General features: G+C 46.0%; 11 protein-coding genes. 9 read left to right on the forward strand and 2 right to left on the reverse strand.

The window, feature by feature from the left end; genetic code table 11:
* Nucleotide 1 precedes the first annotated feature (1 nt).
* The 6 genes from ABIN22_RS11925 to ABIN22_RS11950 all read left to right on the forward strand — a co-directional run bounded on the left by ABIN22_RS11925 (nt 2) and on the right by ABIN22_RS11950 (nt 6,681).
* Entirely contained in the window at nt 2–2,260 is a 2,259-nt protein-coding gene (locus ABIN22_RS11925; RefSeq protein ID WP_346908875.1) for a pyruvate formate lyase family protein, read from the forward strand.
* 24 nt (nt 2,261–2,284) lie between these two features.
* Entirely contained in the window at nt 2,285–3,187 is a 903-nt protein-coding gene (locus ABIN22_RS11930) for a glycyl-radical enzyme activating protein (protein ID WP_346908877.1), read from the forward strand.
* Entirely contained in the window at nt 3,165–4,115 is a 951-nt protein-coding gene (locus ABIN22_RS11935; RefSeq protein WP_346908879.1) for an ROK family protein, read from the forward strand. The genes ABIN22_RS11930 and ABIN22_RS11935 overlap by 23 nt, the downstream gene beginning before the upstream one ends.
* A 75-nt stretch (nt 4,116–4,190) precedes the next feature.
* A complete protein-coding gene (locus tag ABIN22_RS11940; RefSeq protein WP_346908881.1) occupies nt 4,191–4,829 on the forward strand; it encodes a D-sedoheptulose-7-phosphate isomerase in 639 nt (212 codons plus the stop codon).
* A gap of 80 nt (nt 4,830–4,909) precedes the next feature.
* Nucleotides 4,910–5,923 (forward strand): uroporphyrinogen decarboxylase family protein, encoded by a 1,014-nt coding sequence (locus ABIN22_RS11945; RefSeq protein ID WP_346908883.1) that lies wholly within the window; start codon nt 4,910–4,912, stop codon nt 5,921–5,923.
* Nucleotides 5,924–6,000: 77 nt separating this feature from the next.
* Complete coding sequence (locus tag ABIN22_RS11950; RefSeq protein WP_346908885.1) at nt 6,001–6,681, forward strand: D-lyxose/D-mannose family sugar isomerase; 681 nt, start codon at nt 6,001–6,003, stop codon at nt 6,679–6,681.
* A 48-nt stretch (nt 6,682–6,729) separates the two neighbouring features.
* Here ABIN22_RS11950 and ABIN22_RS11955 read toward each other — a convergent pair whose 3' ends face one another.
* Both ABIN22_RS11955 and ABIN22_RS11960 read right to left on the reverse strand, forming a co-directional pair.
* On the reverse strand, nt 6,730–7,662 hold the full coding sequence (locus ABIN22_RS11955; protein ID WP_118621854.1) for a glycosyltransferase family 2 protein: 933 nt from the start codon (nt 7,660–7,662) through the stop codon (nt 6,730–6,732).
* Nucleotides 7,663–7,665: 3 nt separating this feature from the next.
* On the reverse strand, nt 7,666–10,266 hold the full coding sequence (locus ABIN22_RS11960) for a YfhO family protein (RefSeq protein WP_346908887.1): 2,601 nt from the start codon (nt 10,264–10,266) through the stop codon (nt 7,666–7,668).
* A gap of 178 nt (nt 10,267–10,444) precedes the next feature.
* Between ABIN22_RS11960 and ABIN22_RS11965 the strand changes: the two genes are divergently transcribed.
* The 3 genes from ABIN22_RS11965 (at nt 10,445) to ABIN22_RS11975 (ending at nt 13,731) form a co-directional block, all read left to right on the forward strand.
* On the forward strand, nt 10,445–11,194 hold the full coding sequence (locus ABIN22_RS11965; protein WP_346908889.1) for a response regulator transcription factor: 750 nt from the start codon (nt 10,445–10,447) through the stop codon (nt 11,192–11,194).
* A complete protein-coding gene (locus ABIN22_RS11970) occupies nt 11,187–12,548 on the forward strand; it encodes a HAMP domain-containing sensor histidine kinase (RefSeq protein WP_109732815.1) in 1,362 nt (453 codons plus the stop codon). Before ABIN22_RS11965 ends, ABIN22_RS11970 begins: the two co-directional genes overlap by 8 nt.
* Before the next feature lie 304 nt (nt 12,549–12,852).
* Entirely contained in the window at nt 12,853–13,731 is an 879-nt protein-coding gene (locus tag ABIN22_RS11975) for a D-psicose 3-epimerase (RefSeq protein WP_346908891.1), read from the forward strand.
* Nucleotides 13,732–13,740: the final 9 nt, after the last annotated feature.

The raw sequence follows: 13,740 nt of genomic DNA on the forward strand, positions 1-13,740 counted from the left end.
AATGTTTACGATCATGCACGAGAGTGTGCTTTCCACAAGTGAAAAGATTCAATTGATGAAAGCATTTACGGACACTTATAAAAAGTATGAAAATGCACCGCCCGCAATCAGAGAGGCAATGTGTCTGCAGGTCCAGTTTCCTGCAGTTATGGGGAGGATGACAGATGAGGATCTGTTTGCCGGGCGGCTGGGGGCAGTCCCGATCGGGTTTAACCCACAGGAGGAATGCCAGCAGCTCGGATATTATTACGACGAGTACCATTTTGAAGAAATTATGAAGGAGGACATTTCCAGCGAGCAGAGAACAGCGATGCTGGAGATGAGGGATTTCTGGGAAACGCAGTATACGATTTCTAAAATAAAGAGTTCTTATGACCGCGACCTGAAAAAGGCGGTTCCTGATAAATTTTATCCATATGAGAGAGCGGCGGCTTATGCACTCTACCGGATTTCAGGAACCCAGCTCAATTTTGGATTATTGTTAGAGCATGGACTGGACGGGTTGCAGCAAATAATTGAAGAGAAGAAAAGGGACTGTGACGAGAATGCAGAAGCACTCTATGAGGGGATGCAGATTGCACTCACGGTCCTGTCAGATACCTGTCTGTATTACCGTAAGATGGTCATTCAAATGCTTAAGGAGACAGAGGATGAAGCACGTGCCGCACACTTATCAGAGCTTTCTGGGGCATTACTTCATATCAGCAGGGAGAAGCCGGCAAGTTTTATGGAAGCCATACAGCTTGTCCTGCTCTACTGGCTCCAGTCAGGCAGTCTGAACCTTGGGAGAATGGATACCTATCTGGCTTCTTATTATGTCCGGGATGTAGACAGCGGCAGGATTACACAAGAGCGTGCACTTGAACTACTCAAAGGAATGTGGAAGGCTTTCTCTGTGAGAAACAAACCTTATGATACAAGGGTTGTGATCGGCGGAAAGGGAAGAACGAATGAAGAGGAGGCAGATAGATTCTGTATACTGGCAATTCAGGCAACGCTCGAAAGAATGGATGTGGTGCCCCAGCTTACGCTGAGATTTTCAGAAGAAACACCAGAACCTGTTATGGAAAAGGCTTTCGAAGCCATTGGGAAAGGTGCGACATTCCCTATGCTGTATTGTGATGAGATAAATATCCCGGCTGTCTGCAGGGCATTTGGCGTAGACTCACGGACCGCACAGGATTACTGTCCGTACGGGTGCGGGGAATATGTTATCTATCATCAGAGTATTGGAACGCCAAGCGGTCTGATTAATCTGCTGAAGGTTCTGGAGGTGACGCTGAATAACGGACACGATATGCATACGGATGAACAACTGGCCCCGGAATGGGGCAGCATTGAAGATTATACGTCTTTCGATGAGTTAGTGGAGACTTATAAAAGGCAGTGTGAGTATTTCCTGAAATATCTGGCAATCCAGGAAGAAAAGGAATACCAGACTGCGGGCAGAGAATGTGCTTTCCTCTATTTCAGCATTTTATATGATGACTGCATAGAGAGGGGGAGAGGGCTGCTGGATGGGGGCGTGCGCTACCTTGGCGGTACACTGGAATCCTATGGGAATATCAATACATCGGACAGTCTGGCTGCGATCCGTCAGCTTGTATACGAGGAAAAGAAAATTGCTCCGAAGACTCTTCTAAAGGCTTTAAAAAGTAATTTTCAGGGGTATGAAGACGTCAGGGATATACTGCTTGCCGCCCCTAAATATGGAAATGATGATGATGCGGCCGACGGTATGGCATGGATGGTGCATGACCACATCTGCCGAGCCGCCGCCCGGGCAGGAAAACAGTATACGGATCTGTCCACATATCTTATCGTTATTATTAACAACAACGCAAACAGCGTGTTAGGGAAGCATACATCCGCTTCGGCAGACGGGCGGATGGCACATACGTTTATGTCGAATGCCAACAATCCATTTAACGGAAATGATGCAAACGGACTTACAGCCCTTCTGAATTCGCTGTCAAAGCTTGACCCCTCTATCCATGCAGGCTGCGTGCAGAACATAAAATTTTCAAAGCAGATGTTCGCGGAGCATCCAGAGGAAGTCAGGGCGATGCTTAAAACCTACTTCCGGTCCGGCGGGAGTCAGGCCATGATCAGCGTGGTAGGACGTGAGGATCTGGAACATGCCATGCGGGAACCGGAAAAGTATAAAAACCTGCTGGTGCGTGTCGGAGGGTTCAGTGCGAGATTTGTAGAGCTCGGAGAGGAAGAACAGAGAGAAATCATAGCGAGGACACTGTACTAAAGTGTGTTAAGGGGAGGAGTGTAAATGAAGGGCTGTATTTTTGACATACAGAGATGCTGCATGGACGATGGCCCGGGAATCAGGACTACGGTATTTTTAAAAGGCTGTAATCTGAGGTGCAGATGGTGCCATAATCCCGAGTCTTTTGAGGTAAATCCCCAGCTTGCCTATGACAGTTCAAAGTGTATTGGATGCCGGAAGTGTGAAGCGGTCTGTCCGCAAAGCGTTCATACGTTTGACGGGGCAGGACACCATATTGATTTTAAAAGCTGTATCCGCTGCGGAGAGTGTATGGAAGTCTGCACCAGTAAGGCCGTCAGTATGATCGGGAAGTGGATGGACAGCGGGGAAGTCACAGAGATTGTCCTGCGGGATAAAAAGTATTACGACGCAAGCGGCGGCGGTGTCACGTTTTCCGGCGGAGAGCCAACCGTGCAGTATGAATTTTTACGCTCTTTGCTGAAAAGCTGCAAAAGCCAGGGAATATCAACCGCTGTTGAGACAAATGGAATCGGAAGACGAGAGAATTTTGAAGGACTTATGGATGTTACAGACCTATTTCTGGTGGATTTTAAGGTGACGGACCCTGTTCAGCATATAAGAAATACCGGAAGTGATAACAGAGACGTTTTCAGGCTTCTGTCTTTGCTGACAGAGGCCGGGAAAAAAGCGATTCTGAGGTGTCCTATAATACCCGGCATTAACGATAATCCGGAACATTTGGATAAAATAAGGGAACTGACAAGAATATATGCCTGCATTACAGAGGTTGAAGTTATGCCTTATCACAGTACAGGTGCCGGAAAGTGGGGGAAAATAGGGCTTGAATATTTGCTTGGGGATATAAAGTCTATGAAACGGGAAGAAAAGATAAAATTGGAAAATCAAATTTGGAGTGGAAAAGGTGAAAAAATTATTAGGGATTGATATAGGAGGAACGAAATGCGCAGTAATTGACGGGAGATACAGTCAGGGAGAACTCTGTGTGACGGGCAGAGAGGCTTTTGAGACAAGGGACTGCCGGAAGCCGGAAAAAGCCCTTAAGAAGATTGCTGAAACAGCAATAGAAATGACAGGCGGCGATTTCTCATCTTATTCAGGTATCGGAATCAGCTGTGGAGGCCCGCTTAACAGCCGTACAGGCTGCATCTTGTCACCGCCGAACCTTCCTGGCTGGGATCATGTGGAGGCGGTTTCTTATTTTAAAAACAGATTTGGGATACCTGTATATCTGCAGAATGATGCAAATGCGGGGGCACTTGCCGAATGGAAGTTTGGTGCCGGAAAAGGTCTGGACAACATGATTTTCCTGACATGCGGGACAGGACTGGGGGCGGGACTCATACTCAACGGAAGTTTATACACAGGTGGGAATGATCTGGCAGGAGAAGCGGGGCATATCCGTCTGGCAGAGTTCGGACCTGTAGGATATGGTAAAAGCGGCGCGTTTGAAGGGTTTGGAAGCGGCGGTGGTATTGCCTGCCTGGCGGAACTGAAGGTAATGGAATACAGGCAGAAAGGATTACCGCATCCGCTGATGGACAGAGAGATTACAGCAAAAGAGGTATTTTGCCTTGCCCGGGAAGAAGACGAACTGTGCATGGAAATTTGCAATATAGCAGGGGAATATATGGGCAGGGGAATGGCGGTACTGATTGACATCCTGAACCCACAGGCAATTATCGGGGGAAGCGTTTTCGCCAGAAATTATGAGCTTCTGATGCCTGCGGTAAGCAGAGTAATAGAAAAAGAGTGCATACCGGCAGCGGCGGAAAATTGCAGGATTCTGCCGGCGATGCTTTCGGAATCCATTGGTGACATGGCGGCACTGACTACTGCACTGGGGTGCAGATGAGGTTTCTGTCAGCCACTGAGCTGGCCTGGGGGAGCAGCTTTAAAGACTCCCTGATATGATATAAGGAGGATTAGGTTGAAAGATAAAACAAGGGAAATTTTGAAAGTCCTTTATACGGATTACCCTGCACTTGCGGGAATTTCAGGAGAGATCGAAAGTGCACTTGAGATACTTCTCGGCGGATACCGGACGGGGAACAAACTGCTGGTATGCGGGAACGGGGGCAGTGCGGCGGATTCAGAACACATCGTCGGTGAGTTGATGAAGGGCTTCCGGCTGCGAAGACCCCTCCCGGATAAAATACGAAGAGGACTTGATGAACAATATCAGAGTGACCATTTGGCAGACCAGCTTCAGGAAGCTCTGCCTGCGATTGCATTGACGGCACATACGGCATTTGCAACAGCGTTTAATAATGATGTGTGTTCAGAAACTGTATTTGCACAGCAGGTTTTAGGTTACGGGAAAAAGGGCGATATTCTGTTTGGAATCAGTACTTCGGGCAATTCTGCCAATGTGGCAAATGCTGTAAAGGTTGCAAAAGTAATGGAAATCAAGACCATCGGATTGACCGGGGCATGCGGCGGTCTGCTGAGAGAACTCTGTGACGTGACGATAGCTGTCCCTGAAAATGAAACATATAAAATTCAGGAGCTGCACCTCCCGGTATACCATGCGTTGTGTGCAGCAGTGGAAAATGAAAGATTTGGATGATAATCAGGCAGCCGGACTGATAAATGACCGTGTTGCCGAGAACACAGGATGCGGGCAGAGGGCCGGAAAGGGTGAATAGAATGAATGCAAGAGAAAAAGTGATGAGAGTTTTTGAACGGAAAGAGGTACCAGAAGGGGCAATGTGGACCGGGCACCCGAGTGACGAGATTATACCGATACTCTCGAAGGCATGGGACATAGAGGCGAGCCGTGAGGCAGTCTTTCGTTATCTGAATGATGATATCCGGTGGATCGGCGGGGTGAACTGCTATCATGCACCCGATGGGCGCCCTGCGCTGGATGCATTCTGGAACATGGAAAAAGGCAAATCCTTAAGCTGCCCGGGGTGCTTTGCAGAATGCGAGGAAATCAGCGAGATCGAAGCATATCCCTGGCCAGATGTGAAATATATGGATTTTACGGATGTCATTGCCGAAATGGACAAGCATCAGGACAAAATGATTTTAGGCGGTATATGGAGCGGTTTCTTTCAGGACCTGTGCAATTTTTTTGGTATGGAAAATTATTTTATAAAAATGTATACAGATCCGGAGGTGGTAGAAGCGGCTACCGAGCATATTGTGGACTATTATGTGGCAGCAAACGATAAAATGCTGACAGAAACAGGTGACCGGTCTGATGTCATGTTTATCGGAAATGATTTCGGGACGCAGAGGAACCTCATGATCTCACCTGAATTGTTCCGAAAATTTGTAATGCCGTCACTGAAAAGACTGATCGATGTCGGGAAAAAACATCATAAAAAAGTCATGGTGCATTCCTGCGGCTCCATTTACCAGATCATACCGGACCTGATCGATGCAGGCGTCGATATTCTCCACCCGCTGCAGGCACAGGCGTTCGGGATGAGTGCTATGGAACTAAAACAATACAAGAATGACATTGCCTTTGTAGGGGGAATTGATGCACAATCTTTCTTTGTAAATGCAACGCCGCAGCAGATCAGGGATGAAGTACACAGGGTAAGAGACATATTAGGACCTGGCCTCGTGGTATCGCCGAGCCATGAAGAAATTCTGGGGAATGTACCTCCTGAAAATATCAGGGCTATGGCCGAGGCAGCCCGGGAATAGGAAACACTATATTAAGAGTAAAATGTGGACAGAAGAAACAAGTACATAAAATTATAAAATCTGAAGGAGCAAAAGTAATGAAAAGATCAGAGATAAATAAGGCCATAAGGGACATGGAAGCATTGGCAGCAAAGCATGGATTTGCATTGCCTCCATTTTGTTCCTTTACCCCGGAGGAGTGGACCCAAAAAGGTCCCCAGTATGATGAAATACGCCATAACGGACTCGGATGGGACATTACAGATTATGGTACAGGAGATTTTTCAAAGACCGGATTTGCGCTTATCACAATCCGAAACGGAAACCAGAAAGATTCCAGGTACACAAAAACATATGCAGAAAAACTACTCATGCTAAAAGAAGGACAACATTCCCCTATGCATTTCCACTGGAACAAAATGGAGGACATCATCAACAGAGGCGGGGGAACAGTATTAATCAAAGTTTATAATTCCACAGAAAACGAAGAACTGGCCGACACACCAGTAAAAGTCCATTGCGATGGATGTCAGTTCACCGTAGAAGCAGGGACACAGATCGAACTCAATCCCGGGGAAAGCATCACAATCTACCCATATATGTATCACGACTTCGATGTCAAACCGGGGACCGGTGATGTACTTCTGGGAGAAGTTTCCATGTGCAATGATGATGAGACTGACAATCGATTTTACGAAAGCACAGGACGTTTTCCGGAAATAGAAGAGGACGAAAAGCCGTACCGGCTGCTGTGTAACGAATACCCGAAAAGAATGTGAAAAAAATAACGGGGGACGTATTATTTCTAAGGAAGGCTACGTCCCCAATTAAAAGCCTTTTTCTTTTTTTACGATGTAAAGTGGCCGTTTTTTTGTCTCCATGTAATCTTTTGATATATACTGTCCGAGTACGGATATGAACAGCAGCTGTATTCCATTCAGGATGAGGATCAGCAGTATGATCAGCATGACCCCGTTCAGGGCGTATCCGAAAAATATTGTGCGGACTGCGGCGGTGATTCCGAGGATGATTCCGAGGATGAGCAGGAGGATTCCCGTGCTCCCGGCCAGTCTGACCGGGGCGGTTGAGAAGGAGTATATCCCGTCCAGTGCGTATTTAAACAGGCTTTTCAGGTTCCATTTACTGTCTCCGGCGGCCCGTTCGACATTGTGGAACGGGATCCATTTGGTGTCAAATCCGATAAAGGAGAAGATTCCTTTCATATACCGGTTATATTCCTTAAATTCGAGAATCGAATCGGCCATCGCCCGGTTCATCATTCTAAAGTCGCCCGCGCCGTCACTCATATTGAGGTCGCACAGCCGGTTGATTACTTTATAGAAGTTCCGCGAAAGAAAATTCCGGACTTTTCCTTCGCCCTCTCGGTCTTCGCGGAATCCGGCACAGCAGTCGTAGCCTTCGTTTTTGAGGACATCGTACATTTCCTTGAGCAAGGAAGGGGGATGCTGGAGGTCTGCATCCATGAAAACGCAGTACTCACCGCAGGCATGCTGTAATCCCGCATACATGGCGGCCTCTTTGCCAAAATTTCTGGAAAAGGAAAGGTACTTGCAGCGCTTGTCCTTATAGACAAGGCTCTCCAGTATCTCAGGCGTGTGGTCCCGGCTGCCGTCATCTATAAAAATGAATTCGCACTCTGCTGTTTCGATTTCCCGTACCGCTTTTTCTGTCTCCTCATAAAAGAGAAGGAGCACCTGTTCTTCGTTGTAGCAGGGGACAATGATACTGATTCTGTCCATAAATTAATCCCTCCGTTGCATGTTTTTTGCCTGTAAATTTTTCCATCCGGTAATTACGGCCGATATTAGATAAATCAGGAAGCAAAGAATGCTAATCACATATCCGGCCTTCTGACCGGGAGCGTGGAATAGGATCCGGATATCATGTGTCCCCTTTTCCAGCTTCACTCCGGCAAACGCCTGATTTATTTTTAATATAGGTACATTTTTCCCATCAACTGTAATTTCCATTCCTTTTTGAAGTGGAATTGAGGTTACAAAATATCCGTCCGCTGCGGCATCTGCAGTGCAGGATAAGATTTCGCTGCCTTCTGTATCGTGATTCTCCACAGGGGTATACTGTTTTTCCCCGAGCAGCTGCTCATCATAAAGATGCCAGGTGATATTTCTTATAAAATATTTTCCCTTCGAAAACTGGAACTTAATGTTTTTAAGCCCTTTCCCTTTTGAATCGGACAGCTGATAATGGAAGGTGTCGTTTTCATTCGGATAAGGTGCATAAGCGCCGGAAAGTTTATTTCTCATGCTGTTAATATCGATGACAACGGCATTCTTTCCATGATTTATAACGTCGAAATCGAGCAGCAGTATTTTATCTTTTAAGGTATGTTCCAGTGCCATTGTGACCGAAGTTTCTTTCTTTACGTCCAACAGGTATCCGCCGTTGGTTTTGGTGACACGGATTGTGTCGGGAAGAACCAGGTCTTTAAAAGCCGGTGCATATTCCTTCATTCCTTTCGCATAATCAGAAACGGCTGTGGCCTCACCGTCAGAAATGGCTGTGTCCTCATTGTTGGAAACGACGGTTTCCTCACTGTCAGGAACAACGGTATAACGTGTAATCGCATCCAGACGGTCGTATTGGTTCAGCCTTAGAAACTGGGAATCAGTGATGCAGGAGCCGGTCACATAGGCAATCGGCAGTACGTTTTTGTTTTCTGCAAATACGATTCGGCCTTTTTTTGCCTGGGATACAATCTGGTAACCGCAGGGGATATTATCCTCTGTTGTCTGCAGATAGCGCACCCCGAGGAAATTCAGCAAAAAAGGATTGGCTGACGGCAGAACGGCGAGCCTGTTGTTGATCTGTACTGCGGAGTGAAAGGTATCATAGTAGAGGTTCGAATAATCCTTATTGGTGATGGAAGAGTACATTCCGCTTTTCTGCACCGTGGTATCCGAGGTAAGATTACAGGAAGCCAGTACATCTGCAAGGCTGTCATAGCGGTAGAGCGGGTCCATCACGGGGGTATCCGTATCTGAAGCAGTTATTTCCTGTTCAAATACATCGTTTTTGTCTACGAAATCTTCTGTCTGCATAGTCTGCAAAAACAGCACACACGGCATGATGCAGAGGAGAAGGTGTGATACCAGAAAACGAAGCTGATCTGTCTTTTGGCTGCATCGTATTTTCTGCCAGATTGCAACAAAGACCAGAATTCCTATGTCAGCGACAATCCATTTGAAATTACCGGAATACATCCACGCCGGTAAGAAGGCCGCAATGATGAGACAGGGCCAGAGTTTCCAGTGAAGGTGTTCCTGTCCGGTATCTTCCGGGGCCGATGCGGGGTTCGGGCCGATGTCCCCCTGACGCAGCAGACTGAGGATTTTCGTACACTGCAGTAAAATAAGAGGAACAAAAGGAATTAGAATCTTCGCGCGCGCATACAATGTACCGTTAAGCACCCATGATGCAAAGAACCAGGTGGATATAATCAAAAGAAAAATACTGTCAGTCCGGTATTTTTTACTTGTAACGCCGAGAATCAGTGCATAAAGGCAGACAGCGGTCAGCCCCATCCCGTATGGACTGTAAAGGATGGACTGAAGATTCAGTGACACGCCGAATATTTCCGGCAGGCTTAAACTTGCGGACGCCCGGCGGTGTTCCAGTATGACCAGCCCGGTCGGAATCAGGAGTATGGCAGCCATCCCGATGGAAAGAAAAGCTGATTTCAGAAAGCAGGGAAATCCTTTTTTCCAGAAAGTGAGGCCTTCCTGCCTAAGCCAGTACCACCCAATTACTGCAAGGCATGCAATCGAGTAATAAAAACTATTTACATAAATAAAAAATAAAATCAACGGCAGAAACCGGAACCGTCTTTTTTTAACGGCTATTAGTGCCAGAATCAGGAAGGGCATATAATTGACAAACATGACTTGCCGGTGTGTATGGAAAAAACATGCCGCCGTCATAAAAAGCAGGCTTCCGGCAAAGGCAGATAGGCTGTCGATTCCGTCTTCTGACTTCAGGAAATAATAAAACAGCAGGACAGAGCATAAATATCCTGCCAGCATATAGCCGATTAGGAGATACACCATCGGCACTGATGGCAGCAGGCACCCGATGACGATATCCGGGCGCAGATATCCATAATAGGAAAACTGGTATCCGTTGCTTCCGGAGCCCAGCGGAAGAAAGGCAGGGACAAGCGTTTTCTGCTCGATGCAGGTATCACGTATCGTCTCGGCCAGCCGGACATGCTGGCTCAGCCAGTCCGTATAGGAGCCATAAAAAGTACCTTTTGGTATCACTGTCAATATGAACAAAATGAAGAGCCCGGTTAAAAGCACGGGGAAGAAATATTTTTTTCGGGTCATAACGCTCTCCTTCCAAATAAATTCAACAGTATTTAATATACCCGCTATTTCTTAAAGATTGCCCAAACTGAATCTGAAGAATTCTTAAGATGGAATATATTTTTTCAAAATTCATGTATAATGGTACTTATTTAGAAGTACTGTTATTAAGAAATCCGACGTAAGGGGGAGCGTAGAAATGGAACCGGTGAGTATATTAGTCGTTGATGATAATCCTGAAATCCGTGAAATTATTCAGATTCTGCTTCAGGGAGAAGGATTTTCGATCGAACAGGCGAAAAATGGTATGGAGGCGCTTCAGGCCCTCGCGGGACAGGCATTTGACCTGATTATTCTGGACATTATGATGCCGGGAATGAATGGCTATCAGACATGTCTGGAAATCCGCAAGCAAAGCAATGCACCGATCCTGTTTCTGAGCGCAAAGGGGCAGGAAGGCGACAAGACACTCGGATTTTCAAGCGGGGGAGATGATTATCTTGTAAAGCCGTTTTCCTACAATGAACTGGTCAGCCGTTCCAAAGCGCTCATACGGAGGTACCAGATCTACAAAGGCAAGGATGCCGCATCAGAGACTTTAAAGCCGCAGGATAACATAAAGGGAATGGCATCGCACGGTTCTGACAGCCACATCATACACTTTCATCATTTAGAAATAGATGAGTCTGCGGAGACTGTTTTTACCGGAGGGCATCAGATCGAACTCACTGATACAGAATATGCCATGCTTCATTTGCTTGTGAAAAACCGCAGGCAGATATTTTCCGCAGAACGGCTCTATGAGGCAGTCTGGGAGGAGGAGTACTATTATGGGGCAAATAATACGATTATGGTCCATATCCGCAATCTCAGAAAGAAGATAGAAAAAGATCCGAAAAATCCGGTCATGATAAAGACTATATGGGGAAAGGGGTATCGGTGTGATTAAAAGAATGTCTGCCCGCATCCGTAAATTAAAAATCAGAACAAAACTATCCCTCCTTATGCTGACATCGGCTGTAATCAGCCTTCTGTTATTTTCATTTTTATGGAAAAACGTCGGGAACGCATGGGATTTTTTATGCAGGTATCCGGCGCTGTCGTGGGACAAGCAGGGGCTCATCGAGACGCTGAAGGAAACGGCAAAGTATTATGATGTGCCGGAGAGTGAAAAAGATAAAGAAGGGGCAGCAAAGATTGCCCCGTTTTTTGATGCAAAGGATGAATATACCGGGGTGTATATCTACGAAGCCGATGGTGACGGCCTGTACCGGACAGGCAGGTACCCGGAAATCATGGATGAGGCCGTATTTGGAAGTCTGATGGATTTAGGATACAGAGTCACAACAGGAAAAATTGAAGAATACGAGTTTATCCCGATGGAATTCCATAACGGAGAATATAATGTATACATTTACTCCTACCATGCCCTAAACATGATCTATCCTTATTTACTAATCAGTGTGCTGCTCAGTGTTGCTGTATTCCTGTCACTGACACTCATATTTATTAACCGGAGAATGAAAGCAATCCTGAACCTGAAGGACGAAATCCTGCTGATGGCCTCCGGCGAGCTGGAACATAAGATCCCGGACTGCGGAGAAGACGAGATCGGAATACTATCCGGCGAGCTGGATAATTTAAGGGTTGCCCTAAAAGAGAATATTCAGCAGGAGGAAGAAAGCCGGAAAGCCAACCAGGACCTGATCACTGCCATATCGCATGACTTAAGGACACCCCTTACAATCCTTAACGGCTATCTCGAGGTATTAAAGTTAAAAAGAATCCCCCCTGAAACAGAAGAGGAATATCTCGACCGGTGCCTTCAGAAGACGAGTGACATCAAGGAAATGACAGACAAAATGTTCGAATATGCCCTCGTATTCGAGGAGTCCGAGGATGTCAACATGACAGAAGTAAGCGCTGCATCCGTCCGCACAGTCCTCAGGGAGAACCTGGACTTCCTGCAGCTGGCCGGATTTCAGGCAGAGGCTGTGCTGGAAGAATGTACAGGCAGGATACTCGGAGACGAGACTATGCTCAAAAGAATCTTCAACAACTTATTCTCTAACATCCTCAAGTACGGAGATAAGAAATATCCGGTAAAGCTAACCTTCCAGACAGAAAAGCAACAAATCAAGGTTACATTAATCAATACTGTAAAAACAGAAAAAGACGAAATAGACAGCAACAGGATTGGACTAAAAAGTGTCGAAAAAATGGTTGGACTGCATGGCGGGACATTATACGTCATAAATCAGGCCGGAGTATATAACGTACAGATCACATTTCCAATGCTGTAAACGGACCGCAAAGGGGTCAGACCCTTTTGCGGTCCGTTTTCAGAATCGTTTATCAATTCATCTCTAAGTCTATGGGATTATTTACCTATAGAATATCTGTAAATATCAAGTGTATAGTTAAAAATATATAAAAAATCCTATTAATTTTTGAATCGTATATTGAAACGTTTCAATGAATTTGCATTTCGGGAGTATTGTATTCTCTATATTCTTCCGTTATCATTTTCATATACTAATTCCGGAATTTAATAAGTTTATTGCATCAGGATGACTTGAAAACAAATTGTCAGACAGGAGGATTTAGATGAATAAAATAGGCATACATTTTGGGTATTTCAATACGGACTGGGATACGGATTTTATCCGCCAGATTGATCAGGTGAAAAGGATCGGCTTTGATATTCTGGAAGTTGCACCGGCGCCTTTGATGAAGTTATCGAAAGAACAGCGAAGAGCGATCCGTGACCATGCAGAGGAGAAAGGGATTGACCTGACTTTCTCCGTGGGGCTGGGGAAGGAGTATGATCTTGCTTCTGCGGATAAAGAGATCCGAAAAGCTGGAATCCAATTTACACTGGACACATTCGATATTATGCAGGAAATGGGCAGTACGATGTATTCCGGTGTAGACATCGGAACATGGAACCAGACCTACTCATACGGTGTTATTGACAAAAGCAGGGAATGGAAATATTCAATCGAATCTGTGCAGGAAATCATGAAGTCCGCAGAAGAGAAAGGAATAACATTTGCAGTGGAAGTGGTTAACCGTTATGAATCCTCACTTGTAAATACGGCAGAGGAAGCGATGGAGTATATTTCCCGTGTCGGAAGCCCGAATTGTAAGCTTTTGCTGGATACATACCACATGAATATTGAAGAAGACAGCTTCGAAAAGGCAATTCAGCTGGCGGGCGGCAGTCTTGCACATTTCCACGTAGGAGAACCGAACCGGAGACCGCCTAAGCCAGACGGAAGGATGCCGTGGGATGAGATCACAGGTGCACTGAAGTCCATCCATTATGAAGGAGCCATCGTAATGGAGCCATTCATAAAAATGGGTGGCGAGGTTGGACGTGATATCAAGGTCTGGCGGGATATCAGCAAAGGCGCCCAGACAGAGGAAATGGAAAGGCTGGCTGCAGTCTCAGTAAAAATGTTCCGTGAAAAAATGCAGCCGTAAGGGGTTAGA

This window comes from Faecalicatena orotica (genome assembly GCF_905197545.1).
Lineage (GTDB): Bacteria > Bacillota > Clostridia > Lachnospirales > Lachnospiraceae > Faecalicatena_A > Faecalicatena_A orotica.